The following is a 22,684-nucleotide window of genomic DNA, read 5'->3' on the forward strand; positions in this document are numbered from 1 at the left end:
CAATAGCCTGATGAAGGACTGACGTTTCCCATGTTGACCATCGCACTGTCCAAGGGCCGCATCCTTGACGACACTTTGCCGCTTCTGGCTGAAGCGGGCATCGTGCCGACCGAGAATCCGGATAAGAGTCGCAAGCTGATCATCCCCACGACCCAGGACGACGTTCGCCTGTTGATCGTGCGGGCTACCGACGTGCCGACCTACGTTGAGCATGGCGCGGCCGACCTGGGTGTCGCCGGTAAAGACGTGTTGATGGAATACGGCGGCCAGGGCCTGTATGAGCCGTTGGACCTGCGTATCGCCCTGTGCAAGCTGATGACTGCAGGCCGTGTCGGCGACGTCGAGCCGAAAGGCCGCCTGCGTGTGGCGACCAAGTTCGTCAACGTCGCCAAGCGTTATTACGCCGAACAAGGCCGTCAGGTCGACATCATCAAGCTCTACGGTTCGATGGAACTGGCGCCGCTGATCGGCCTGGCCGACAAGATCATCGACGTGGTCGACACCGGCAACACGCTGCGTGCCAACGGTCTTGAGCCACAGGATTTCATTGCCGACATCAGCTCCCGCCTGATCGTCAACAAAGCGTCGATGAAAATGCAGCACGCCCGGATCCAGGCGTTGATCGACACCCTGCGCAAGGCAGTAGAGTCGCGACACCGCGGTTGACTTACCCGCGCGGCCCTGGGTCGCGCCCGTCTATCCGCCTCATAGCCAGAATTCTCAGGTGCCCAAGCGGATCGACTGCTAACTTTCGGCGCCTGAGCATTTTTGCCAATCCTATGAGGCCCTCGCTATGACCACGTCCACTGCAATTGCCCGACTCAACGCTGCCGACCCGGATTTCGCCCATCATCTGGATCATCTGCTGAGCTGGGAAAGCGTGTCCGACGACTCGGTCAACGGGCGAGTGCTCGACATCATCAAGGCTGTGCGCGAGCGCGGTGACGCGGCGCTGGTGGATTTCACCCGCCAGTTCGATGGCCTGGACGTCGCATCGATGTCCGACCTGATCCTGCCGCGCGAACGCCTGGAGCTGGCCCTGACGCGTATCACTGCACCTCAGCGCGAAGCTCTGGAAGTGGCGGCGGCGCGGGTGCGCAGCTACCACGAAAAACAGAAACAGGACTCCTGGAGCTACACCGAAGCCGACGGCACCGTGCTGGGCCAGAAGGTCACGCCGCTGGACCGTGCCGGCCTGTACGTGCCGGGCGGCAAGGCTTCGTACCCGTCTTCGGTGCTGATGAACGCAATTCCTGCAAAGGTGGCGGGCGTGACCGAAGTGGTCATGGTGGTGCCGACCCCACGCGGTGAAATCAACGAGCTGGTGCTCGCCGCCGCCTGCATCGCCGGTGTTGACCGCGTGTTCACCATCGGTGGCGCCCAAGCCGTCGCGGCCTTGGCTTATGGCACCGAAAGCGTGCCGAAAGTGGACAAGGTGGTCGGCCCTGGCAACATCTACGTCGCCACCGCCAAGCGCCACGTGTTCGGCCAGGTCGGTATCGACATGATCGCCGGCCCTTCGGAAATCCTCGTGGTGTGCGACGGCCAGACCGATCCGGACTGGATCGCCATGGACCTGTTCTCCCAGGCCGAGCACGATGAGGACGCCCAGGCGATCCTGGTCAGCCCCGACGCCGCGTTTCTCGACCAGGTCGCGGCCAGCATCGATAAGCTGCTGCCGACCATGGACCGCGCCGAAATCATCGAGAAGTCGATCAATGGCCGTGGCGCGCTGATCCTGGTACGCGACATGGAGCAGGCCATCGAAGTGGCCAACCGCATCGCGCCGGAGCACTTGGAGCTGTCTGTCGCTGATCCACAAGCCTGGCTGCCGTCGATTCGTCACGCCGGTGCGATCTTCATGGGCCGCCACACCAGCGAGGCCCTGGGTGACTACTGCGCGGGCCCGAACCACGTGCTACCGACTTCCGGCACCGCGCGTTTCTCGTCGCCGCTGGGGGTATATGACTTCCAGAAGCGTTCATCGATCATCTTCTGCTCACCGCAGGGCGCCTCCGAGCTGGGCAAGACGGCCTCGGTGCTGGCCCGTGGTGAATCCCTGAGTGCCCACGCCCGCAGCGCCGAATACCGCATCCTTGAAGAGAAGGGGAACTGAGACATGAGTAAATTCTGGAGCCCTTTCGTCAAGGACCTCGTGCCTTACGTGCCCGGCGAACAACCCAAGCTGACCAAACTGGTCAAGCTCAACACCAATGAAAACCCTTACGGCCCATCGCCCAAAGCGTTGGCCGCCATGCAGGCCGAGTTGAACGACAACCTGCGCCTGTACCCGGACCCGAACAGCGACTTGCTCAAGCAGGCAGTCGCCAAGTATTACGGGATCGACGCTGGCAAGGTATTCCTCGGCAACGGTTCCGACGAAGTCTTGGCGCACATCTTCCACGGCCTGTTCCAGCACGACCTGCCGCTGCTGTTCCCGGATATCAGCTACAGCTTCTATCCGGTTTACTGCGGCCTTTATGGCATCAAGTCCGCCCCGGTGCCGCTGGACGAACAATTCCAGCTCCGCGTGGCGGACTATGCCAAGCCCAACGGCGGGATCATCTTCCCCAACCCGAACGCGCCCACCGGCTGCGTGCTGGCGCTGGACGCGGTGGAGCAGATCCTCAAGGCAAGCCCGGATTCGGTGGTGGTGGTCGATGAAGCTTATATCGACTTCGGCGGTGAAACCGCGATCAGCCTGGTGGACCGTTATCCGAACTTGCTGGTGACCCAGACCCTGTCCAAATCGCGCTCACTGGCCGGCTTGCGCGTGGGCCTGGCCGTGGGCCACCCGGACCTGATCGAAGCGCTGGAGAGGGTCAAGAACAGCTTCAATTCCTACCCGCTGGATCGCCTGGCGATTGTCGGCGCGGCGGCGGCATTCGAGGACCGTGAGTACTTCGAGAAGACCTGCCGATTGATTGTCGATAGCCGTAACAAGCTAGTCGCTCAATTGGAGGAGAAGGGTTTTGAGGTGTTGCCGTCGGCAGCCAACTTCATCTTTGCCCGTCATCCCAAGCACGACGCTGCCGGCCTGGCGGCCAAGTTGCGTGAGCAAGGGGTGATTGTTCGTCACTTCAAGCAGGAACGGATTGCCCAATTCCTGCGAATCAGCATCGGCACGCCTGAGCAGAACCAGGCGCTGATCGATGGGCTAGGCCAGCTCTAACATCCGCTGAAAATCAAGTGTGGGAGTGGGCTTGCTCGCGAAGACGGTGTATCAGTCACATAGTTATCGACTGACACTCCGCCTTCGCGAGCAAGCCCGCTCCCACTTTGGTTTCGCCGTTAATTACAGCAGCGGTTCGTCAGGCTTCTTGTTCTTCCAGCCATCATTGCCCGGCAGCAACAGGTTCAATCCAATCGCCACCACCGCACACAGGGCAATGCCCTTGAGGCCGAAGTCATCCGGGCCAGTGCCGGTACCGACCAGCACGCCACCGATGCCGAACACCAGGGTCACCGACACGATCACCAGGTTACGCGCTTCCCCCAGGTCGATCTTGTGGCGGATCAGTGTGTTCATCCCCACCGCGGCAATCGAGCCGAACAGCAGGCACAGAATCCCGCCCATTACCGGTACCGGGATGCTCTGCAGCAATGCGCCGAACTTGCCGATAAACGCCAGGCTGATAGCAAACACCGCCGCCCAGGTCATGATCTTCGGGTTGTAGTTCTTGGTCAGCATGACCGCGCCGGTCACTTCGGCGTAGGTGGTGTTCGGCGGGCCGCCAAACAGGCCGGCAGCCGTGGTGGCGATGCCGTCACCCAACAGGGTGCGATGCAGGCCAGGCTTCTTCAGGTAGTCGCGACCGGTCACGCTGCCCACCGCAATCACGCCACCGATATGCTCGATCGCCGGGGCCAAGGCCACCGGTACGATGAACAGAATCGCCTGCCAGTTGAATTCCGGCGCGGTGAAGTGGGGCAGGGCGAACCAGGGCGCGGCGGCGATCTTCGCCGTGTCGACCACACCAAAGTAGAATGACATGGCAAAACCCACCAATACGCCGGAGATGATCGGCACCAGGCGGAAAATGCCTTTGCCGAACACTGCCACGATCAACGTGGTCAGCAGCGCGGGCATCGAAATCATCATCGCCGTCTGGTAATGGATCAGCTCGGCACCATCGCCGGCTTTACCCATTGCCATATTGGCGGCGATTGGCGCCATGGCCAGGCCGATGGAAATAATCACCGGCCCGATCACCACCGGCGGCAACAGCCGATCGATGAAACCGGTGCCTTTGATCTTCACCGCAAGGCCGAGGAAGGTATAAACGAAACCCGCCGCCATTACCCCGCCCATGGTCGCCGCGAGGCCGAATTGGCCCTTGGCAAGAATGATCGGGGTAATGAAGGCAAAGCTCGACGCCAGGAAAACCGGCACCTGCCGCCCTGTCACTACCTGGAACAGCAATGTGCCCAGGCCCGCGGTGAACAGCGCGACGTTTGGATCAAGACCTGTGATCAGCGGCATCAACACCAGCGCGCCAAATGCTACGAAGAGCATTTGTGCCCCAGACAGGATCTGGCGCCAAAGCGGGTCGTTGAATTCATCCTGCATGCTCACGCGTCCTTCTGCTTGGTACCGAAGATCTTGTCACCGGCATCGCCCAGGCCTGGGATGATGTAGCCGTGTTCATTCAGGCGCTCATCAATGGACGCGGTGTAGATCTGCACGTCCGGGTGGGCCTTCTCGACGGCAGCGATGCCTTCGGGCGCAGCGACCAGCACCATGGCACGGATGTCCCGGCAACCGGCTTTTTTCAGCAGATCGATAGTGGCAACCATGGAACTGCCGGTGGCCAGCATCGGGTCGATGATCATCGCCAGTCGCTCGTTGATTTCCGGAACGAGTTTTTCCAGGTAAGTGTGGGCCTCCAGCGTCTCTTCATTGCGGGCTACGCCGACGGCGCTGACCTTGGCGCCCGGGATCAGGCTGAGCACGCCTTCGAGCATGCCGATACCGGCGCGCAGGATCGGGACCACGGTGATTTTCTTACCAGCGATTTTCTCCACCTGGACGGGACCGGCCCAACCGGGGATCTCGTAGGTTTCCAGGGGCAAATCCTTGGTGGCTTCGTAAGTGAGCAACGCTCCGACTTCCTGAGCAAGCTCACGGAAGTTCTTCGTGCTAATGTCGGCGCGGCGCATAAGGCCGAGCTTGTGTCGGATCAGCGGATGGCGGATCTCGCGAGTGGGCATGGGAAAGGCTCCGGCGGCGGGCAAAAAAACCGGCCTAGATTAATCTATCCGAGGGTGTTGTCCTATAGACATCTAGTACGTTAGTCCATTAAGGCTTGCCCGGAGCGCGCGAGAAGCGTACCTTCGCCCGCTTTTCTTGCCACAGCACCCCCTTGGAGAGCGCCATGTCTGCTGATCTCGAGCATATCCGTCAAATCATGCGCGAGGCTGACTGCCTGTACACCGAAGCGCAAGTCGAAGAGGCGATCGCCAAGGTGGGCGCGCACATCACCCGCGAAATGGCCGACACCAACCCGGTGGTGTTCTGCGTGATGAACGGTGGCCTGATCTTTGCCGGCAAGTTGCTGACTCATCTGCAATTTCCTCTGGAAGCGTCCTACCTGCACGCCACCCGTTACCGCAACGAAACCAGCGGCGGCGACCTGTTCTGGAAAGCCAAGCCGGAAGTCTCGTTCATCGACCGCGACGTGCTTATCATCGATGACATCCTTGATGAAGGTCACACCCTCGGTGCGATCATCGACTTCTGCAAACACGCCGGCGCGCGTAAGGTGCACACCGCCGTGCTGATCGATAAAGACCATGACCGCAAGGCCCGCCCGGACCTGAAAGCTGATTACGTCGGCCTGCCGTGCATCGACCGCTACATCTTCGGTTACGGCATGGACTACAAGGGCTATTGGCGTAATGCCAATGGTATTTACGCCGTTAAGGGGATGTAAGCCATGGTCCGTTTTCTTGATCAGACGCTGTTTGCCGAACTGGCCGAGAAAGCGGGCGCAAGCCCTCGTGGCCGGCATCATCACAACTTCCATCAGATGGAAGAACCTTGCCATCGTCTGGCCGTAGGTCTGCAACCCAGTACTTATGTGCCGCCACATCGGCACCTGAGCGCGGACAAGGCCGAAACCTTGCTTGTGCTGCAAGGCAGTCTGGGTTTGCTGGTGTTCAGCGAAACTGGCGAAGTGCTCGCCAAACGCGTGATGCAGGCCGGCGGGGACTGCGCCGGCGTCGATCTTCCGCCCGGTGTATTCCACGGCCTGGTGGTGCTGGAGCCCGACACGGTGATGTTCGAGTGCAAGGCCGGGCCGTATCGCCCCGTAAGCGAAGGTGAACTGGCCAACTGGGCGCCGCGCGAAGGCGATGTCGGCGTGGCCGAGTATCAGCGCTGGATGCTTGCCCAGTTCGATTGAGCTACAGTGCTGGGCCCATCTTGCCGGAGCGGCCCATGAGCCTGTTGATACGCACTTGCGCCGCCCTGGCGCTGACCCTCAGCCTGCCGTTGGCCGCCGCGCCGGCTCCCATGCACAGCCAGTTCCTGCCCTCGGACGACCTGACCCTGCGCGCCGAAGCGCCGGATCAGCAGCAATTGCTGCAAGTCACTGAGTACGCGGTGGTAGTGGGCAACCAGCGCCAGTCCAGCCAACAGCCGATCCCGGTAACCTCACCGTTGATGATCCGTCTCAAGGGCAAATCCCTGAACAAGGGCGCGACTATCACCCAGGTAGTGCTCAATTTCGACGGCGAAAGCAAAAGCCTCAAAAAACCGGCCTACGATGACAAGAGCAAAACCCTGACCTTGTCCTATCCGGTGGCCCAATACCGCGTGATTGTCGACCTGTTGCGCAATGACACTGTTTATGTGCAGTTTCTCAGTTATGCCAATGGGCATATCTGGGCGGATTTGCACACTGGGGCTGTGAAAGCCAAGTAGGCCCCGCCTACACAAGGCTGCGCCCCACAGGTAGACTTCAAGCCCCGTGTAAATGTCTGCAGGCTGGAGTCGGTAATGCGTAAAGATAAGAAGCAGGTGATTGGTGACGAGATCGGCGACGATCAGATCAAGTTGTTCCTGGACTTTGAGCCGGTCGACGCGACTTCACCGTCCCTGCACAAACTCATCAAGGCTTATCGTGGCCTGCGTATCGACGATTTCGAGCGCTTCCTGGGCTTTTTCAAGGAAGCGGGCCTGGACCTCGACGGCAAGGATCAGCATGGCCAGACCTTCGTCGACCTGATCAAGGACCAGCGCAACGCCGACGAGTACATCGAACTGATCGAAAAAGCTCGCGGCTGAATATCCGAAACACAAAAAACGCCCCGTCCTCAGGTTGAGAGCGGGGCGTTTTTTATGGCGCCTCACGCGTAGCTTTCAGTCTCGACGGCAGGTTCAACCAGTCCCAGGCTGATGTTGTTCTGCGTGTTGACCTTGCGGTACAGCTCGGCGTCCGTTTCCAGGACCTTTTCCCGCGCCGGGAAGATTTCCTGCAACTTGGCGGCCCATTCACCGGCCGCTTTGCCTGGGAAGCACTTCTCGATCAGCTCCAGCATGATCGAAACGGTCACCGAAGCGCCCGGGGACGCACCCAGCAGGGCGGCCAGAGAGCCGTCTTTGGCCGCGACCAGCTCGGTGCCGAATTGCAGCACACCGCCTTTTTTCGGATCTTTCTTGATGATCTGCACGCGTTGGCCAGCCACTTCCAGGCGCCAGTCTTCAGCTTTCGCTTCCGGGTAGAAGCGACGCAGGGATTCCAGGCGCTGCTCCATGGATTGGCGCACTTCGCTGACCAGGTACTTGGTCAGGTCCATGTTGTCGCGGGCCACGGCCAGCATCGGGCCGATGTTGCCGGCGCGAATCGACATCGGCAGGTCAAGGAATGAGCCATGTTTGAGGAACTTGGTGGTAAAACCGGCGTATGGCCCGAACAGCAGGGATTTCTTGCCATCCACCACGCGGGTGTCCAAATGCGGCACGGACATCGGCGGCGAACCCACGGCGGCCTGGCTGTAGACCTTGGCCTGGTGGTGCTTGACCACTTCCGGGTTGTCGCAACGCAACCATTGGCCGCTGACCGGGAAGCCGCCAAAACCTTTGCTTTCTTCGATGCCCGAGGCTTGCAGCAGCGGCAGCGCTGCGCCACCGGCGCCGAGGAACACGAACTTGGCGTCCACTTCACGGCTGTTGCCGCTATTGACGTCCTTGATGCTCACGGTCCAGCCCGCGCCGTTGCGCTTGAGGCCGGTCACGCGTTTGCTGTACTTGACCTGGGCATCGGCCGAGCTGGTCAGGTGACCGAGCAATTGGTTAGTCAGCGCGCCGAAGTTGACGTCGGTGCCATTCATGACGCGGGTGGCTGCGATTTTTTCGTCGAGCGGGCGGCCCGGCATCATCAGCGGCATCCACTCGGCCATTTCGCTACGATCTTCGGTGTAGTGCATGTCCGAAAACGCGTGGTGCTGGCTGAGGGTCTCAAAGCGCGTCTTGAGGAAGTCCACGCCTTTTTCGCCCTGCACGAAGCTCAGGTGTGGCACCGGGCTGATAAAGGACTTTGGCGAGCCAAAGGTACCTTTTTGGGTCAGGTAGGCCCAGAACTGCTTCGACACCTCAAACTGGGTGTTGATGTGCACGGCTTTCTTGATGTCGATGGAGCCGTCGGCGGCCTGCGGTGTGTAGTTCAGCTCACACAGCCCGGCGTGGCCGGTACCGGCGTTGTTCCAGGGGTTGGAACTTTCCGCGGCACCCGAATCCATCAGCTCAACGACTTCCAGCCTGAGGCCGGGGTCGAGCTCTTTGAGCAGTACGGCCAGGGTGGCACTCATGATGCCGGCCCCTACCAGTACTACGTCGACTGCTTCGTTATGCGCCATTTAACGCGTCTCCAAAATCTGCAGCACCAAATTGACGGCATGGCTGCCAGGAGTGACGGGGCGATTCACGTGTTGCCCCAGATTACCCATGGCCAGGATCGCCATGTCCGATTCGCAATTCTTGCATGTTCAGCGCACGCTTCCTGCCGGGCTAATCTGCCTATGAACGCATTCATGGGCGCCTGTGGCAATTCGACTTATGGTCAAAGCGTGCGTTTCGTGCAACCAATCCGTAGCGGACAGGCTCAAGCTCCGGTTTTTAAGACGTGCTCGGTCCTGTGTGGTTGGGCTGTTCCAGACGCTGATGGTGCTTGTACAAACGCCAAACTATTCATTTGCTCGCCACACTCTTGTGAAGTTGTGAAAACCCGTTTTTTCACGCTCTTTTGAAGACGTGAACCTCAAAAAAGGGCTGCCCCAGCCTGGCACCTGGCCCCTAGCCGACACGCGGCAAAACGGGCAAACAACTCAAGTGGCCGAGCGCAATGGCAGCTCTGGCAGATTCGGTAAAGGCGGGTGGTTTGCAAAGAAAACAGCAAGCGCGCCAGCTTCACTCGATCTGTGTGGGCGGCTCTCTGTGGGCGATTTTGGGGGTTAGTGCCGAGGCATTAACGATGCTGCGAGGCCCGATCAGGAGACGTCCTTATAATCGGGGGGAGATTGTAGCGAAGAACGCCAGGGAAATGGGCGTGTTTTATGACTTTTATTAGGTGTTCGGTCAGGCGGCCAACGGCTGGTGGCGGGACGACCGCGCAGGACGCGGGCTGACGCGGGCCCGGGCAGGCAACGGGTGGTGCATCCAGCTCAGGCGGATTTCATCGATTTCCACCCAGCCGTCGCCTACAGGTGGCTGGTTGCATTCTTTGAAGGCCTGGCAACGACCTTGCGCGTCGAGCAGGGCGAACTGGCGAAGGGCGGGCTTGCGCGTGAACAGCGACCAGAGAAAATGCATGGTGATCAACCTCCTAGGATTGAGGCCAAGCATGCCTGGCCGGGATGACGGGCCTATGTAACAGGTGTGACATATCGGTGACATCGAACCGCTGTCCAGCCAACGGGTCTCAGGTTGTAACTGATGCTAGTTCCCCGCAGTAGCGCACCGCTATACTGGCGGCCTGTCGGTACCTGATTTCTGGAGAGAAGCACATGTTGCAACGCCTGTTGTTCGGTTTGATCACTGTGACCAGTTTGACCCTGGTTGGCTGCGCCAACAGCCCGCAACAACTGACCCCGGAACCTAAAATCACCACGCAGCTGGCGCCTGTGGGCCACGGCCAGCCGGTGTCGGTGCGTGTGGTTGATGGTCGTCCGTCGCCGACCCTCGGCTCGCGCGGCGGGCTGTACCCGGAAACCGCCCTGGTCTCGGTGAATGCCCAGGACGTGCTGCCCAAGCTGCAGGCCCAGGCCGAAGCCGCCGTGCGCCTGCTGGGTTTCACCCCGAGCGCCAATGCGCCGGGTGCGCCGCAGCTGACCGTCACCCTGGCGGAATTGAAGTACCAGTCGCCTAAAGACGGCCTGTACGTGACCGAAGCGTCCATCGGCGCGACCTTCAAGTCCGACGTCAGCGCCGGCACCCGTCGCTACAGCGGTCGCTACGGTGCGTCCCTGAACCAGCGTTTCGGCATGTCGCCGAACCAGGAAACCAACACCAAACTGGTCAGCGATGTCCTCAGTGATGCCCTGACCCGCCTGTTCAAGGACCCGAGTGTCGGTTCGTTGCTCAGCTCGCAATAAGTGATTCAGCAAAAAGCCGGGCTCAGCGGTGAGCCCGGCTTTTTTTCGCCTTCAGTTTCACGCCGCGGTGTTGATACAGAAATCCAGCAGGCTCACCCCTGTCAGCAGGTCGGTCTCCGGCAGGTCCGCATGCTGGTGCCCGCCGAGGGCGCAATACACCAGCCAGTGACGATCCTGGACGTTGAACGCCAAGGCGCCGATCAGCGCTTCCTGCTCATCGCTTTGGGCGACCAGATACAGCCGATCCTGGTTTTGCGCGTGCAACATGACAAGCTCCTGAGGCGTCAAAGGGCAACAGAGTGGACTGTTAAGGTGACGTTCAGGTGACGGCGTAAATTACTGGATACATTAGCCGTCAATGGTGGAGGGAGCATTTTCGGCGCGGGAGGCCACTACCGTTCAGGTTTGTATCTGAATTGATACCAAGACATTGTTTAACCGAGGTTTGCGATGGCGCTGCCGTCATTATTGCTCAACGTTGTTGCTTTAGCAGTGGCCTGCCCAGGTGCAGCGCTGTTGTTTATTACCCGGCTGCTCGAACAGCGCGCAATGGCCGACCTGACCACGCAAAGCGAGGACCGCGCAATCGACCAACCGATGTTGTTTCTGGATGTGCGCACCGAGCGGGCGCATCGTTTGGCTTACCGCGTCGGATTTGCCTGCCTGGGGCTGGCGCTGGCCATCTCCTGGCTCAGCACCCGCCTCTAAGCCCTACAGGGCAATCCCGGCCTTGACCCGATACTGATTACGCACCGGCGTCGCATATTGCACCACCAAAAACGGACGGTGCTCGGCCGGGCATTCGCTCAAGCGCCGCTCCCACTCCGTCTTCGCCTTGGCTAGTTCATCCGCCGGGAACACTTCGGCCGCCGTCGGCACCTGCAATTGCGGGTCGGCATCGCTCCACTGGGCGTAGGCCAGGTAATGCACCGGAAACAACCGGTAACCGCCGAGAATCTGCCGGTCCATTTCTGCGGCCAGCAGCTTGGTGTCTTCGAAACGCTCGGTAATCGGTGGCGCGAAGTTGATGTGCACCCGACCCTTGTAGCCGGTGATGCCCAGCGCGATGCTTACGTCATCCTCACCCGGCGCTTTGCTGTAGGTGCCGGTGGTTGCGCGAATGTACAACTCGCGAGCCTTGGCCGTATCGCACGGGTCGTATTCGTAGCTGATGGACACCGGCGTCAGGTTCAACGACTGGATCACCTCGGCAAACGGCTCATCCTTGCGGCTGACGTGGAACATCTTGAGAATCGCCGACTCGGTGCGATCATCCCCATCCTTTGCGCGCCCTTCGGCCTGGGCGATCCAGATCGATGCACCGTCGTTGCGGATCGAATGGTTGATGTAGGCCGACAGCAGGTTATAGGCCGCCATCTTCTCCTTTCGCCCGGTGATCGAGCGATGCACGATGAAGCTTTTGTTCAGGCGCATCAGGTCGCTGACGAATGGCTTTTGCAGCAGGTTGTCGCCGATGGCGATGCGTGGCGTCGGCAAGCCGGCGTGGTACACGGCATAGTTGACGAAGGCGGGGTCCATCACGATATCGCGGTGGTTGGCCAGGAACAGGTAAGCCGTGCCCGACTTGAGCTGCTCGACGCCGGTGTAGGTCACGCCGTCGGTCGCCCGGTCGATGGTGTGGTCGACGTAGTACTCGACTTTGTCCTGCAGCGTGGCCACGGTAGTGACGCCGGCGAACTCACGGCGCAATTTGCGGGCGATCATCGGCTTGAGCAGCCAGCCCAAGGCGCCGGCAAAGCGCGGGAAGCGAAAGTGGGTCAGGATGTCCAGAAAGGCCTTGTCACTGAACAGACGTGCCAGCACTGCCGGGACTTCGCTGTCGTTGTAAGGTCGGATGGTATCGAATTCGCCCATCATGCTCTCTTGTTAGAAACGGCTAGGGTAAGTAAAGGAAACACCAGGGTGCGGCACGAGTAATGGGCCCGGCCGAAAATAGCCCTGTCAATAGACCGGCGATTATACGCACAAGTCACCTTGGAGGCTGCGATGCTGGAAAACGCGACGTACGATTGTCCTTATTGTGGTGAAGTGGTCGAGACAACGGTGGATTTGTCCGGAGGGGATCAGACTTATATAGAGGACTGCCAGGTGTGTTGCCGGCCGATCATTTTCGATCTGCAGGTCCATGGGGAAGAGTGGATGCTCGAAACCCGTAGCGAAAACGAATAACGGGTACGCCCATGCAACGAATTTATGAGCCGGAAAACCTGATGGAGGGCGAGCTGCTACAACAGATGCTCGCCAGTGAAGGCATCGAGGCGCACCTGGTGGGCCGTCATCTGCTCGGCGGCACCGGCGAATTACCCATTTTCGGCCTGCTGGGCCTGGAGGTGGACAACGACCGGGCCATGGACGCCCGCGAGCTGATTACCGCCTATATCGGCGCGCAACCGCTGCCCGGTGACGAACCCGACAGCTTCCCTGATGTGCTGGTCTGTTAGGCTGTCGGTCGGTTTACCCAAGAGTCGTGTTGCCCCATGTGTGGACGTTATGCCCTGTTTCGCTGGAATCCCGCTTTCGCTGCCTTGCCGGGCTTCCCGGCCGACCAGCAGGCTCAGTGGAACATCTCCCCGAGTGATTCGGTGCTGATCCAGCGCGCCACCGATGGCCAGCGCACCCTGGCCCGCGCCCGCTGGGGCCTGACGCCGCCCTGGTTGACCGATCTGTCCCGCACGCCCGCCCATGCCCGCGCCGAAACCCTGGCCGAACAACCGATGTTCCGCGAAGCGTTCCGCCAGCGCCGTTGCCTGCTGCCCGCCAATGGGTTTTACGAGTGGCGTGGCACCCAGCGCAAACGGCCGTACTGGCTGACGCCGGGGGAGGGTTCCACGTTGTTTTTTGCGGCGATCTGGGAAGCGTATCCGGTGCAGGAGCAAGTGTGGCTGAGTACGGCGGTGGTGACCCAGGCTGCCCAGGCTCAGCGACGGCCGCTGATTCTGGATGAGGCCGGGCAGGAAGCCTGGCTCAATCTCGAGACGCCGCTGCATGTGTTGCAAGGCCTATTGGCCAGTGAACCCGTCGTGTTGCGCGAGCGGGTCCTGGCCAACATGGTCAACGATCCGAAGCTCAATGGGCCGGAGTGCCTGACGCCGGCGTGAGTCAGTAAGTGTTGGGTTAGGTTGACTGGCCCCTTCGCGAGCAAGCCCCACATTTGGATGTGTGAGCACAGTCAAAATGTGGGGATTGCTCGCGAAGACGGCCTCAAACCACCGAAAATCCCTAGACCTTGAACTGATTGATCAAGCGCCGCTGCTGCTCCGCCAGCTTGGTCAAGTCCGCACTGGCCGCGCTGGATTCATCCGCGCCACCCGCCACTTCATTGGCCACCTGGCCGATATTGATCACGTTGCGGTTGATGTCCTCGGCCACCGCGCTCTGTTCTTCGGCGGCACTGGCGATTTGGGTGTTCATGTCGTTGATCACCGATACTGCCTGGGTGATCGTCTCCAGCGCTTCGGCCGCCTTGGCCGCGTGTTGCACGCTTTCATCGGTGCGAGTCTGGCTGTCCTCCATCACCCGCACCACGTCCCGCGTGCCTTGTTGCAACTGCTGGATCATGGTCTGGATTTCTTCGGTGGCCTTTTGCGTTTTTTGCGCCAGGTTGCGCACCTCGTCGGCGACCACGGCAAAACCACGACCTTGCTCGCCGGCCCGTGCGGCCTCGATGGCGGCGTTGAGCGCCAGCAGGTTGGTCTGCTCGGCAATCCCGCGGATAGCGGTGAGGATGGCGTTGATGTTTTCGCTGTCCTTGGCCAGGGTTTGCACCACGCCCACTGCCTTGCCGATTTCCTCGGCGAGCGCGCCGATGGAGGTGGAGGTGTCACGCACGATGCGCATGCCTTGGCTCGCGGCCTGGTCGGCATGGCTGGCGGCCTGCGCAGCCTGGGTGGCGTTGCGTGCAACGTCTTGCGCAGTGGCGGTCATCTCATGCACGGCGGTGGCCACCTGATCGATTTCCACCATTTGTTTATGCACGCCCTGATTGGTGCGAATCGCGATGTCGGCCGTGTGCTCCGACGAGTCGCTGACCTTCTGCACCGAACTCACCACCTGGGTGATCATGCCTTGCAGCTTGATCAGGAAGGTGTTGAAACCGGCGGCAATCGCGCCCAGTTCATCGGCGCGATCACTGGTCAGGCGCCGGGTGAGGTCGCCTTCGCCCTGGGCGATATCATTGAGCATGGCGACCATTTGCTTGAGTGGCCGGGCGATGCCGTGGCCCACCAGCCAGATCACCAGCAGGCCGATACCGGCAATCAACAGTCCGGCGATGGTCATGCCGAAAATGTCGGTCTTGCGCTGGGCTTCCAGGTCGCTTTGCAGTTTCTGCGAGTCAGCCATTACCGCACTCAGCGGCAGTTGCATCATCAAGGTCCAGCGCGCATCGGTCTGGCCGATGTTGAACGGCAGGAACAACTCGATATGCCCGTGCTCCTTGTCGATGTCGTAGCGGACCTCGCCGATTTTCAGCTGGCCGAGGTTGGCCAGTTCGTTGCTGTCGAGCAGGTCGCTGACCTTCTCGCCAAGCTTGCCGGCGTCCTTGGTGTAGGCCACCAGGCGGCCGTTGCTGGAGATCAGCGCCAGTTCACCGGCACCGTTGTAGAGTTTTTGATCGGCGCTGGTGAGCATGTCCTGGATGAAGTTCACCGAAAGGTCGGCACCGACGATGCCTTGGAAGGTGCCGTCGATCATGATCGGCTCGATGAACGAAGCCAGCATCACCATCGCGTTGCCCACCTTATAAGGGGCGGGATCGATGGCGCAGGCCTTTTGGGTTTCTTTGGAGCACAGGTAGTACTCACTGGCGCGCACGCCGGTGGAGAGGATGTTCTGGTCTTTGACGTCGGCGAGCTTGTCCAGGCCCAGGCTGCCATCGGCGTTGCGATACCACCATGGCAGGAAGCGACCGTCTGCGGCCATGCCGACAATGGGACTGTTTACATAAGCGGCGTCATTGTGATCGATCGCGTTGGGCTCCCAGCCAATGTAGGCGCCGAGGATCTTCGGGTTGCGCACCACGGTCTCGTGCAGCAGGTTGATCAGCTGCTCGCGGCTGACTTGCAGGGCCGGTTCGCCCTTGCCGTTTTTCATGCCGAGCAGGGCGTTGGCGGTGGCCAGGCTCTTGGCGGTCACCAGCGGCGCTTCAAGCTCGCGCTGGATCAAGGTGGCCTGGGTTTGCGCCAGGGCGGTCAGGCGTTGCTCGATAATTTGTTCGAACTGCACCTGGGTGCGATCCTGCACCATCTCTTGGGTCCGCGCCCCGGCAAACAAGGCATACAGCACCAGCACTGCAACCACGCTCAGGACAATGGCCCCGGCCAGTGCCGCGACAGAAAATTGGATCGACTTGAATTTCATGAAAGCTCCGGGCACAGGAGAGGAGGCCTGTTTTGTGTATCGGCCAGGGGCAGGATGGGCATGAGGGAGGAGCCGGCAAAAATAGTGTCATGTGTCGTAAACGGAATGTTCGATGCCGCTGGCGGGGTGTGAGATGTATCGGAAAATCAGCGGTTACACGTCTGGTGTATCTGGCGCCGTTACAAATGTGCGCCTACGATACGCGCCATGTTTTCAGGGCGTGCCTTTTCAGGGAGAGTGTTGATGAAAAAATCATTGGTAATAAGTGGTTTGGTTGCGGCGATGCTGCTGGCCGGTTGTCAGTCGGTCAACACCACCAGCGGCGGCGCCGTTGGGGTTGAGCGCAAGCAGTACATGTTCAGCATGCTGTCGAGCCAGGAAGTCGACCAGATGTATGCTCAGTCGTACCAGCAAACGCTGGGCGAAGCCAATAGCAAGGGCCAGGTAGACAAGACCAGTGCCAACGCCAAGCGCGTGCAGGCCATCGCTAACCGCTTGATCGCCCAGGCGCCGACGTTCCGTGCGGATGCGGCGCAGTGGAAGTGGGAAGTGAACCTGATCAAGAGCGACGAGATGAACGCCAATTGCGGGCCTGGCGGCAAGATCTTCGTGTACAGCGCCTTGATCGACAACCTCAAGCTCACCGATGACGAGTTGGCCGCCGTGATGGGCCATGAAATTGCCCACGCCTTGCGTGAACACGGCCGTGAAGCCATGTCCAAGGCCTACGGAATCGAGATGGCCAAGCAGGGCGCCGGTGCGTTGTTCGGTCTCGGCCAGGACAGTCTGGCACTGGCCGATACCGTGGCCAACTACGGCATGACCTTGCCCAACAGCCGCAGCAATGAAAACGAAGCCGACCTGATCGGCCTGGAACTGTCGGCCCGCGCCGGCTACAACCCGAACGCCGCCATTACGCTGTGGAACAAGATGGCCAAGGCTTCGGAAGGCGCGCCGCCGGAGTTCATGAGCACTCACCCAGCGTCCGACAGTCGAATCGCCTCGTTGCAGGCGGCGATTCCGAAGGTGATGCCGCTGTACCAGCAGGCCAAAAAGTCCTGAAGGGTTGAGGGTTTCCATGCCAGGCATGGGAACCCTCATCGATTTAGATCCACCCGCTGCTCTGCATGGCCTTGTACACCGCCACAATCGCCAGGATAAAAAACGCCGAAGCCGCCAGTCGACGAATCAAGGTCAACGGCAGTTTCTCCGCCGCAAAATTCCCCGCCAACACCACCGGCACGTTGGCAATCAGCATGCCTAGGGTCGTCCCGATAATCACCAGCCACAACTCCGGGTACTGGGCCGCCAGCATCACCGTGGCGATCTGTGTCTTGTCACCGATTTCCGCCAGGAAGAACGCGATCAGCGTGGTCAGGAACGGGCCGAATTTACGTGTGGTGCTGGCTTCGTCATCGTCGAGTTTGTCCGGCACCAGGGTCCACAACGCCGTGGCGCAGAAGCTCGCCGCGAGGATCCAGTGCAACACCGCATCCGAGAAGAAACTGCCGAACCAGGCCCCTACGGCACCGGCGGCCGCATGGTTGGCCAGGGTCGCGGCGACGATGCCGGCGATGATTGGCCAGGGTTTGCGAAAGCGTGCGGCAAGTATGAGCGCGAGCAGCTGCGTCTTGTCGCCGATTTCGGCCAAGGCAACGATTGCGGTAGGAACGAGTAATGAATCCAGCATCAGGTAGGTTTCCAGGGGCGGGTCGACACGGCTATGACACGTACAGCCTTCCCGCCCCGGGTAAGGTGTGCGTGTCATAGGTCTTGTCAAACCCCGGTCCGTCTGTGCGGACTCCTGGGTCGCATACGCCATGGTCTGCTGACCAAGTATGTTGACGTATGCCGGACGAGCGTGGCGCTCGTGGGAGACTACTCCCCTAGGACGGAGCGGATTTTGCCTAGGCAAAATCCATTCGGCAAGCCTTCTTTTTCAAACGCCCGTCAGCCGCGCTTTGCACGGTAGATGCGAAAACCATTGCCCTCGGCCTTGATCGCGCACACGCCCAGGTGCTCTTCGATCAGCGGTTGGTACTTCAGGAAGCTGTTGGCAACCAAACGGAGTTCGCCGCCTTTTGCCAGGTGTTTCGCCGCTTTTCGCAGCAGATTCTCGGTGGCGAAATAATCGGTATGCACGCCGACATGGAACGGTGGGTTGCTCAAAATCGCGTTCAAACCCAGCGGTGCTGCATCGATGCCATCACCGGTCAACACCTCGGCCTCCAGACCATTGGCGGCCAGGGTCAAGCGACTGCTGGCGGCGGCAAATGCATCCACGTCCAACAGGGTCACAGTGTTATGCGGATAGCGACGTTTGACCGCAGCCCCCAACACGCCGGCGCCACAACCGAAGTCCAGCAGATGGCCGCTCGGCAGCTTGTCCAGGTGCTCCAGCAGCAGCTCGGTGCCACGATCCAGACGCCCGTGGCTGAACACGCCCGGCAAACTCACCACTTTAAGCGGACCCTCGGCCAGCGGCACGTCGAAGACCTGCGCAAGGCTCTCCAGTTCGACCGTTTGGGGGGCATTGGCCACGGTGATCTGCCATAGCTGGCAATGCCGCGCGCTGTCGAGCTTGCGTGGTTTGCCGAAGGGGATCAGCTGTTTGGCGGCGCTTTCGATCCCGGCTTTCTTCTCGCCGACCAAAAACAGCTCGGCGCCGGGCAAGCGCGAAGCTACGGCGTTGAGCAGGTAGTCGGTGAGGTCCTTGGACTTGGGCAGAAAGATCACTGCCGCATCAAATGCCCGCTCGGGCACGTTCACGCCGAATTGGCTGCGCTCGGGGAAGCGTGCATCGAGTGCCGCCTGATCGCCGGCATGCCAGCACCAACCGTGGGCGCTGGGCAGGCGACCCAGCAGGTCGTCGGCAGGCAAGCCCACCAACAGCAGGTTGCCTTGAAAAAGTTCGGCCTGACGAAGCAGTACTTCACTGCGCGGATCCATGGTCTGCTCCTTGAAAAGGGGCGCAGTTTATCAACTGACGACGCGCAGCGGGGCGCCGTCGAAAAAGCCACGGGCGTTTTCCGCCAGTTGGCCGACGATGCGCTGGCGGGCTTCACGACTGCCCCAGGCGTTATGCGGGGTAACGATCAGCCGCGGGATATCGCCGGCCAGCAGTGGGTTGCCGTTGACCGGCGGTTCCACGCTCAGTACATCGGTGGCCGCGCCGCCCAGATGGCCGCTGCGCAAGGCGTCCGCCAGGGCCTGTTCGTTGATCAAACCACCGCGCGCCGTGTTGACCACAAACGCCCCAGGCTTGAGCAGCGCCAGCTCGCGGGCGCCGATAAAGTCGCGGGTGTGTTCGTTGAGCGGGCAGTGCAGGGTGAGTGCGTCCACCTGGGCCAGCAGTTCATCCAGCGGCACGCGGTCAGCGCGGGCCGGGCGGCCAGGGATAGCGCCGAGCAGGACACGCATGCCGAACGCTTCAGCCAGTCGCGCGACTGCGCCGCCCAATTCACCGTGGCCGAGCAGGCCGAGGGTCTTACCTTCCAGCTCGACAATCGGGTGGTCCAGCAGGCAGAACTGTTTGGCCTCCTGCCACTTGCCGGCGCTGACATCCCGTTGATAATCCTTAAAGCGCGTCGCCAGGTTGAGCAACAGCATGATCGTGTGCTGCGCCACCGACGGCGTGCCATAGCCCTGGCAGTTGCTCACGGTGATGCCACGGGCGCGGGCGGCTTGCAGGTCGACATTGTTGGTGCCGGTGGCCGAGACCAGGATCAGCTTGAGTTCCGCGCAGGTCGCCAGGGTTTCGGCGCTGAGGGCGATCTTGTTGCTGATGACCACGTGGGCGCCTTGCACGCGTTCGATCACGTTCTGCGCCGTGGTGTCGGTAAACAACTGCAGCTCGCTGAAGCTGCCTCGCAGCTCACTGAGGTCGAGGTCCCCCAGGTCCAGGGACGGGTGATCAAGGAAGACGGCGCGGCGATTGTTCGTCATCAACTGTACCTTTTGCGACAGGGTTCGAAGGCGTAATCTTTCGAGCCTATCAGATGAAATAATCAGTTACTTAATTGGAGTGAGCATGTACGCCGCCGAATTTTTGACCGTAGCCCTGATTCACTTGTTGGCGGTGGCCAGCCCCGGCCCGGATTTCGCGGTGGTGGTGCGTGAGAGTGTCACTCACGGCCGCCGCGCCGGGACCTGGACTGCACTGGGCGTCGGCTCGGCGATTTTCCTGCACGTGGGGTATTCGTTGCTCGGTATCGGCTTGATCGTGTCCCAGTCCATCGTGCTGTTTAACGCGCTCAAGTGGGCGGCGGCGGCCTACCTGTTGTACATCGGTTTCAAAGCCCTGCGCGCGCAACCGGCCAAGCCTGCCGCCGAAGGCGAGTTGCATCGCGAAGCCGGCGAGCGCACCCCGCGTGGCGCCTTCACTGCCGGTTTCGTAACCAATGGCTTGAACCCCAAGGCCACGCTGTTCTTCCTGTCGTTGTTCACCGTGGTGATCAACCCGGACACGCCCCTGGCGATCCAGGCCGGTTACGGCGTGTACCTGGCGGTGGCGACGGCGCTGTGGTTCTGCCTGGTGGCGATGCTGTTCAGCCAGCAGCGCGTGCGCGCCGGGTTTGCGCGGATGGGGCACTGGTTCGATCGGACCATGGGCGCGGTGTTGATTGCCATTGGCGTGAAACTGGCCTTCACCAGCATGAAATAGGCCGGATGCTGGCGCAAAGCTAGCATTCATTGGGGTCTGCAAATCATTCCTTTGGCTGATTTGGCTGAAACATTAGCGCTCTACAGTGCAGTTCTTTCAGCCAAGACCGTGCAGTCATTAAAGGGATTCGTATGTTGCAGACCCGCGTCATTCCACCCGCCGAAGGTGCGTACCAATACCCGCTGTTGATCAAACGCCTGTTGATGTCCGGCACCCGTTACGAGAAGACCCGGGAAATCGTCTACCGCGACAAACTGCGCTACACCTACCCGACCCTGATCGAGCGGGTCGCACGGCTGGCCAATGTGCTGACTGAGGCGGGTGTCAAGGCCGGTGATACCGTCGCCGTGATGGACTGGGACAGCCATCGCTACCTGGAATGCATGTTCGCCATCCCGATGATTGGCGCGGTGATCCACACCATCAACGTGCGCCTGTCGCCGGAACAGATCCTCTACACCATGAACCACGCCGAGGACCGCTTTGTGCTGGTCAACAGCGAGTTCGTGGGGCTTTACCAGGCCATTGCCGGGCAACTGACCACCGTTGACAAGACCCTGCTGCTCACCGATGGCGAATCCAAGACCGCCGAGCTGCCCAATCTGGTGGGCGAGTACGAAACCCTGCTCGCCGCCGCCAGCCCAAAGTATGACTTCCAGGATTTCGACGAACACTCCGTCGCCACCACCTTCTACACCACCGGCACCACCGGCAACCCCAAGGGGGTGTATTTCACCCACCGCCAATTGGTGCTGCACACCATCAGCGTGGCGACCATCATGGGCAGCGTCGACAGCGTACGGTTGCTGGGCACCAACGATGTGTACATGCCGATCACGCCCATGTTCCACGTGCACGCCTGGGGCTTGCCGTATGTGGCGACCATGCTGGGCTTGAAGCAGGTTTACCCCGGCCGCTATGACCCGGAATACCTGGTGGAGCTGTGGCGCAAGGAAAAGGTTACCTTCTCCCACTGCGTGCCGACCATCCTGCAGATGGTGCTCAACGCCAAGGCTGCCCAGGATGTGGATTTCGGTGGCTGGAAAATCGTCATCGGCGGCAGTGCGCTCAACCGTTCGCTCTACGAAGCGTCCAAGGCCCGTGGCATTCAGTTGACTGCCGCCTACGGCATGTCCGAGACCGGGCCGCTGGTGTCCTGCGCCCACCTCAACGAAGAGCTGATGGCCGGCACCGAGGATGAGCGCACCACGTACCGCATCAAGGCCGGTGTGCCCGGGCCTTTGGTGGAAGCGGCGATCATCGACGGCGACGGCAACTTCCTGCCTGCCGATGGCGAGTCTCAGGGCGAGTTGGTGCTGCGCGCGCCGTGGCTCAGCGAAGGCTATTTCAATGAGCCGCAGAAGGGCGCCGAGCTGTGGGAAGGCGGCTGGATGCACACCGGCGACGTCGCCACGCTGGACGCCTTCGGGGTGATCGACATCCGCGACCGTATCAAGGATGTGATCAAGACCGGCGGCGAGTGGATCTCCTCCCTGGCTCTTGAAGACCTGGTCAGCCGTCACCCGGCGGTACGCGAAGTAGCGGTGGTGGGCATCGCTGATCCGCAATGGGGCGAGCGCCCGTTTGCCTTGCTGGTGGTGCGTGATGGCCATGTGATAGGGGCTCGCGAGCTCAAGGAACACCTCAAGCCGTTCGTGGAGCTGGGCCACTTGAGCAAGTGGGCGATTCCAAGCCAGATCGCCGTTGTTACGGAAATTCCCAAGACGAGCGTAGGAAAACTCGATAAAAAACGTATCCGTATCGACATCATCGAATGGCAGGCCAACAACAGCACCTTCCTGTCCACTCTCTGAGCCGGTTTGCCGTGGCCATGTGGCACGGCAATGCTCTATCTCGCGCCTTCACTTGTGATTTGCCGATTTTCAGCCATCCTTGCCGCGTCGGCCTTCGCCGACGTGGCGAAAGGGTCGTGGCAGACGGGTCGGTGATGCAAATCACACTTTAGAGGGATCAAGCACTACCCCCTGCTGGCTATAGTCCCTTCCAGAGTTTTTCACGGATGTTCCGCTACGGGCCATGGGGGCTCGA

At 60.7% G+C, this 22,684-nt stretch carries 25 protein-coding genes, 1 pseudogene and 1 riboswitch; of the genes and pseudogenes, 15 read left to right on the forward strand and 11 right to left on the reverse strand.

Annotated elements, in window-relative coordinates; all coding sequences use genetic code 11:
• Positions 1-30 precede the first annotated feature (30 nt).
• The 3 genes from hisG to hisC all read left to right on the forward strand — a co-directional run bounded on the left by hisG (position 31) and on the right by hisC (position 3,172).
• Positions 31-666 carry an ATP phosphoribosyltransferase gene (hisG, locus tag LVW35_RS04445; protein ID WP_003188599.1) on the forward strand — a complete coding sequence of 212 codons (636 nt, stop codon included), beginning with the start codon at positions 31-33 and terminating at the stop codon, positions 664-666.
• A 127-nt stretch (positions 667-793) separates the two neighbouring features.
• Entirely contained in the window at positions 794-2,116 is a 1,323-nt protein-coding gene (gene hisD / locus LVW35_RS04450) for a histidinol dehydrogenase (RefSeq protein WP_233893915.1), read from the forward strand.
• A gap of 3 nt (positions 2,117-2,119) precedes the next feature.
• Positions 2,120-3,172 (forward strand): histidinol-phosphate transaminase, encoded by a 1,053-nt coding sequence (gene hisC / locus LVW35_RS04455; RefSeq protein WP_233893916.1) that lies wholly within the window; start codon positions 2,120-2,122, stop codon positions 3,170-3,172.
• A 123-nt stretch (positions 3,173-3,295) separates the two neighbouring features.
• On the opposite strand, the gene LVW35_RS04460 is transcribed toward hisC, so the two are convergent.
• Together LVW35_RS04460 and upp are read right to left on the reverse strand one after the other, a co-directional pair.
• Positions 3,296-4,570, reverse strand: a complete 1,275-nt coding sequence (locus tag LVW35_RS04460; RefSeq protein WP_233893917.1) for a uracil-xanthine permease family protein — start codon at positions 4,568-4,570, stop codon at positions 3,296-3,298.
• A gap of 2 nt (positions 4,571-4,572) precedes the next feature.
• A complete protein-coding gene (gene upp / locus LVW35_RS04465; RefSeq protein WP_010213094.1) occupies positions 4,573-5,211 on the reverse strand; it encodes a uracil phosphoribosyltransferase in 639 nt (212 codons plus the stop codon).
• A gap of 164 nt (positions 5,212-5,375) precedes the next feature.
• Here upp and LVW35_RS04470 point away from each other — a divergent pair, with 164 nt between their 5' ends.
• The 4 genes from LVW35_RS04470 (at position 5,376) to LVW35_RS04485 (ending at position 7,288) form a co-directional block, all read left to right on the forward strand.
• Complete coding sequence (locus tag LVW35_RS04470; protein WP_010213093.1) at positions 5,376-5,933, forward strand: hypoxanthine-guanine phosphoribosyltransferase; 558 nt, start codon at positions 5,376-5,378, stop codon at positions 5,931-5,933.
• A gap of 3 nt (positions 5,934-5,936) precedes the next feature.
• Positions 5,937-6,404 (forward strand): WbuC family cupin fold metalloprotein, encoded by a 468-nt coding sequence (locus LVW35_RS04475; protein ID WP_233893918.1) that lies wholly within the window; start codon positions 5,937-5,939, stop codon positions 6,402-6,404.
• Between the two features lie 35 nt (positions 6,405-6,439).
• Positions 6,440-6,925 carry a hypothetical protein gene (locus LVW35_RS04480; RefSeq protein WP_233893919.1) on the forward strand — a complete coding sequence of 162 codons (486 nt, stop codon included), beginning with the start codon at positions 6,440-6,442 and terminating at the stop codon, positions 6,923-6,925.
• A gap of 75 nt (positions 6,926-7,000) precedes the next feature.
• Entirely contained in the window at positions 7,001-7,288 is a 288-nt protein-coding gene (locus LVW35_RS04485) for a PA4642 family protein (protein ID WP_233893920.1), read from the forward strand.
• A gap of 62 nt (positions 7,289-7,350) precedes the next feature.
• On the opposite strand, the gene mqo is transcribed toward LVW35_RS04485, so the two are convergent.
• Both mqo and LVW35_RS04495 read right to left on the reverse strand, forming a co-directional pair.
• Positions 7,351-8,859, reverse strand: a complete 1,509-nt coding sequence (mqo, locus tag LVW35_RS04490; protein ID WP_233893922.1) for a malate dehydrogenase (quinone) — start codon at positions 8,857-8,859, stop codon at positions 7,351-7,353.
• A 718-nt stretch (positions 8,860-9,577) separates the two neighbouring features.
• Positions 9,578-9,811, reverse strand: a complete 234-nt coding sequence (locus LVW35_RS04495) for a hypothetical protein (protein ID WP_233893923.1) — start codon at positions 9,809-9,811, stop codon at positions 9,578-9,580.
• 194 nt (positions 9,812-10,005) lie between these two features.
• On the opposite strand from LVW35_RS04495, the gene LVW35_RS04500 reads away from it, so the two are divergent.
• Positions 10,006-10,593 carry a YajG family lipoprotein gene (locus tag LVW35_RS04500; protein WP_233893925.1) on the forward strand — a complete coding sequence of 196 codons (588 nt, stop codon included), beginning with the start codon at positions 10,006-10,008 and terminating at the stop codon, positions 10,591-10,593.
• Positions 10,594-10,650: 57 nt separating this feature from the next.
• On the opposite strand, the gene LVW35_RS04505 is transcribed toward LVW35_RS04500, so the two are convergent.
• Positions 10,651-10,860, reverse strand: coding sequence for a hypothetical protein (locus LVW35_RS04505; protein ID WP_233893926.1), 210 nt, complete (start codon positions 10,858-10,860; stop codon positions 10,651-10,653).
• 183 nt (positions 10,861-11,043) lie between these two features.
• On the opposite strand from LVW35_RS04505, the gene LVW35_RS04510 reads away from it, so the two are divergent.
• Positions 11,044-11,301 carry a hypothetical protein gene (locus tag LVW35_RS04510; RefSeq protein ID WP_233893927.1) on the forward strand — a complete coding sequence of 86 codons (258 nt, stop codon included), beginning with the start codon at positions 11,044-11,046 and terminating at the stop codon, positions 11,299-11,301.
• Between the two features lie 3 nt (positions 11,302-11,304).
• Here the strand turns inward: LVW35_RS04510 and LVW35_RS04515 are convergent, their stop codons facing one another.
• Entirely contained in the window at positions 11,305-12,468 is a 1,164-nt protein-coding gene (locus tag LVW35_RS04515; protein ID WP_233893928.1) for a 1-acyl-sn-glycerol-3-phosphate acyltransferase, read from the reverse strand.
• A gap of 132 nt (positions 12,469-12,600) precedes the next feature.
• Between LVW35_RS04515 and LVW35_RS04520 the strand changes: the two genes are divergently transcribed.
• Genes LVW35_RS04520 through LVW35_RS04530 form a run of 3 tightly spaced genes read left to right on the forward strand, consistent with a single transcriptional unit; the run spans position 12,601 to position 13,712 of the window.
• Positions 12,601-12,783 carry a CPXCG motif-containing cysteine-rich protein gene (locus tag LVW35_RS04520; RefSeq protein ID WP_010213079.1) on the forward strand — a complete coding sequence of 61 codons (183 nt, stop codon included), beginning with the start codon at positions 12,601-12,603 and terminating at the stop codon, positions 12,781-12,783.
• A gap of 11 nt (positions 12,784-12,794) precedes the next feature.
• On the forward strand, positions 12,795-13,055 hold the full coding sequence (locus LVW35_RS04525) for a putative signal transducing protein (protein ID WP_033899411.1): 261 nt from the start codon (positions 12,795-12,797) through the stop codon (positions 13,053-13,055).
• Between the two features lie 36 nt (positions 13,056-13,091).
• On the forward strand, positions 13,092-13,712 hold the full coding sequence (locus tag LVW35_RS04530) for an SOS response-associated peptidase (RefSeq protein WP_233893929.1): 621 nt from the start codon (positions 13,092-13,094) through the stop codon (positions 13,710-13,712).
• A 121-nt stretch (positions 13,713-13,833) separates the two neighbouring features.
• Here the strand turns inward: LVW35_RS04530 and LVW35_RS29065 are convergent, their stop codons facing one another.
• Positions 13,834-14,676 (reverse strand): methyl-accepting chemotaxis protein, encoded by an 843-nt coding sequence (locus LVW35_RS29065; RefSeq protein WP_442799664.1) that lies wholly within the window; start codon positions 14,674-14,676, stop codon positions 13,834-13,836.
• Positions 14,677-14,691: 15 nt separating this feature from the next.
• Positions 14,692-15,972: pseudogene (locus LVW35_RS29070) on the reverse strand (HAMP domain-containing protein); the annotation flags it as partial.
• 243 nt (positions 15,973-16,215) lie between these two features.
• Between LVW35_RS29070 and LVW35_RS04540 the strand changes: the two are divergent.
• The gene (locus LVW35_RS04540) at positions 16,216-17,034 is read left to right on the forward strand and encodes a M48 family metallopeptidase (protein WP_233893931.1); all 819 of its coding nucleotides are present in this window, start codon (positions 16,216-16,218) and stop codon (positions 17,032-17,034) included.
• 43 nt (positions 17,035-17,077) lie between these two features.
• Here LVW35_RS04540 and LVW35_RS04545 read toward each other — a convergent pair whose 3' ends face one another.
• From LVW35_RS04545 to LVW35_RS04555, 3 genes are all read right to left on the reverse strand, one after another.
• Positions 17,078-17,662 (reverse strand): TMEM165/GDT1 family protein, encoded by a 585-nt coding sequence (locus tag LVW35_RS04545; protein WP_016978300.1) that lies wholly within the window; start codon positions 17,660-17,662, stop codon positions 17,078-17,080.
• Positions 17,663-17,750: 88 nt separating this feature from the next.
• Positions 17,751-17,872: riboswitch (yybP-ykoY riboswitch) on the reverse strand.
• A gap of 50 nt (positions 17,873-17,922) precedes the next feature.
• Positions 17,923-18,921: a class I SAM-dependent methyltransferase gene (locus tag LVW35_RS04550; RefSeq protein WP_233893933.1), complete on the reverse strand. Its 999-nt coding sequence runs from the start codon at positions 18,919-18,921 to the stop codon at positions 17,923-17,925.
• 30 nt (positions 18,922-18,951) lie between these two features.
• Positions 18,952-19,917, reverse strand: a complete 966-nt coding sequence (locus LVW35_RS04555) for a 2-hydroxyacid dehydrogenase (RefSeq protein ID WP_233893934.1) — start codon at positions 19,915-19,917, stop codon at positions 18,952-18,954.
• 85 nt (positions 19,918-20,002) lie between these two features.
• Between LVW35_RS04555 and LVW35_RS04560 the strand changes: the two genes are divergently transcribed.
• On the forward strand, positions 20,003-20,635 hold the full coding sequence (locus LVW35_RS04560) for a LysE family translocator (protein WP_233893935.1): 633 nt from the start codon (positions 20,003-20,005) through the stop codon (positions 20,633-20,635).
• Between the two features lie 131 nt (positions 20,636-20,766).
• Complete coding sequence (locus LVW35_RS04565) at positions 20,767-22,449, forward strand: fatty acid--CoA ligase (RefSeq protein WP_233893936.1); 1,683 nt, start codon at positions 20,767-20,769, stop codon at positions 22,447-22,449.
• The last annotated feature ends 235 nt before the right edge of the window (positions 22,450-22,684 follow it).

Source organism: Pseudomonas sp. HN11 (assembly GCF_021390155.1).
In the GTDB taxonomy this organism is placed as follows: Bacteria; Pseudomonadota; Gammaproteobacteria; order Pseudomonadales; family Pseudomonadaceae; genus Aquipseudomonas.

Excerpts from the sequence above, each read along its gene's own strand:
- hisG (WP_003188599.1), top strand. The coding sequence starts at position 31 with ATGTTGACCATCGCACTGTCCAAGGGCCGCATCCTTGACGACACTTTG.
- hisD (WP_233893915.1), top strand. The coding sequence starts at position 794 with ATGACCACGTCCACTGCAATTGCCCGACTCAACGCTGCCGACCCGGAT.
- hisC (WP_233893916.1), top strand. The coding sequence starts at position 2,120 with ATGAGTAAATTCTGGAGCCCTTTCGTCAAGGACCTCGTGCCTTACGTG.
- LVW35_RS04460 (WP_233893917.1), bottom strand. The coding sequence starts at position 4,570 with ATGCAGGATGAATTCAACGACCCGCTTTGGCGCCAGATCCTGTCTGGG.
- upp (WP_010213094.1), bottom strand. The coding sequence starts at position 5,211 with ATGCCCACTCGCGAGATCCGCCATCCGCTGATCCGACACAAGCTCGGC.
- LVW35_RS04470 (WP_010213093.1), top strand. The coding sequence starts at position 5,376 with ATGTCTGCTGATCTCGAGCATATCCGTCAAATCATGCGCGAGGCTGAC.
- LVW35_RS04475 (WP_233893918.1), top strand. The coding sequence starts at position 5,937 with ATGGTCCGTTTTCTTGATCAGACGCTGTTTGCCGAACTGGCCGAGAAA.
- LVW35_RS04480 (WP_233893919.1), top strand. The coding sequence starts at position 6,440 with ATGAGCCTGTTGATACGCACTTGCGCCGCCCTGGCGCTGACCCTCAGC.
- LVW35_RS04485 (WP_233893920.1), top strand. The coding sequence starts at position 7,001 with ATGCGTAAAGATAAGAAGCAGGTGATTGGTGACGAGATCGGCGACGAT.
- mqo (WP_233893922.1), bottom strand. The coding sequence starts at position 8,859 with ATGGCGCATAACGAAGCAGTCGACGTAGTACTGGTAGGGGCCGGCATC.
- LVW35_RS04495 (WP_233893923.1), bottom strand. The coding sequence starts at position 9,811 with ATGCATTTTCTCTGGTCGCTGTTCACGCGCAAGCCCGCCCTTCGCCAG.
- LVW35_RS04500 (WP_233893925.1), top strand. The coding sequence starts at position 10,006 with ATGTTGCAACGCCTGTTGTTCGGTTTGATCACTGTGACCAGTTTGACC.
- LVW35_RS04505 (WP_233893926.1), bottom strand. The coding sequence starts at position 10,860 with ATGTTGCACGCGCAAAACCAGGATCGGCTGTATCTGGTCGCCCAAAGC.
- LVW35_RS04510 (WP_233893927.1), top strand. The coding sequence starts at position 11,044 with ATGGCGCTGCCGTCATTATTGCTCAACGTTGTTGCTTTAGCAGTGGCC.
- LVW35_RS04515 (WP_233893928.1), bottom strand. The coding sequence starts at position 12,468 with ATGGGCGAATTCGATACCATCCGACCTTACAACGACAGCGAAGTCCCG.
- LVW35_RS04520 (WP_010213079.1), top strand. The coding sequence starts at position 12,601 with ATGCTGGAAAACGCGACGTACGATTGTCCTTATTGTGGTGAAGTGGTC.
- LVW35_RS04525 (WP_033899411.1), top strand. The coding sequence starts at position 12,795 with ATGCAACGAATTTATGAGCCGGAAAACCTGATGGAGGGCGAGCTGCTA.
- LVW35_RS04530 (WP_233893929.1), top strand. The coding sequence starts at position 13,092 with ATGTGTGGACGTTATGCCCTGTTTCGCTGGAATCCCGCTTTCGCTGCC.
- LVW35_RS29065 (WP_442799664.1), bottom strand. The coding sequence starts at position 14,676 with ATGATCACCCAGGTGGTGAGTTCGGTGCAGAAGGTCAGCGACTCGTCG.
- LVW35_RS04540 (WP_233893931.1), top strand. The coding sequence starts at position 16,216 with ATGAAAAAATCATTGGTAATAAGTGGTTTGGTTGCGGCGATGCTGCTG.
- LVW35_RS04545 (WP_016978300.1), bottom strand. The coding sequence starts at position 17,662 with ATGCTGGATTCATTACTCGTTCCTACCGCAATCGTTGCCTTGGCCGAA.
- LVW35_RS04550 (WP_233893933.1), bottom strand. The coding sequence starts at position 18,921 with ATGGATCCGCGCAGTGAAGTACTGCTTCGTCAGGCCGAACTTTTTCAA.
- LVW35_RS04555 (WP_233893934.1), bottom strand. The coding sequence starts at position 19,917 with ATGACGAACAATCGCCGCGCCGTCTTCCTTGATCACCCGTCCCTGGAC.
- LVW35_RS04560 (WP_233893935.1), top strand. The coding sequence starts at position 20,003 with ATGTACGCCGCCGAATTTTTGACCGTAGCCCTGATTCACTTGTTGGCG.
- LVW35_RS04565 (WP_233893936.1), top strand. The coding sequence starts at position 20,767 with ATGTTGCAGACCCGCGTCATTCCACCCGCCGAAGGTGCGTACCAATAC.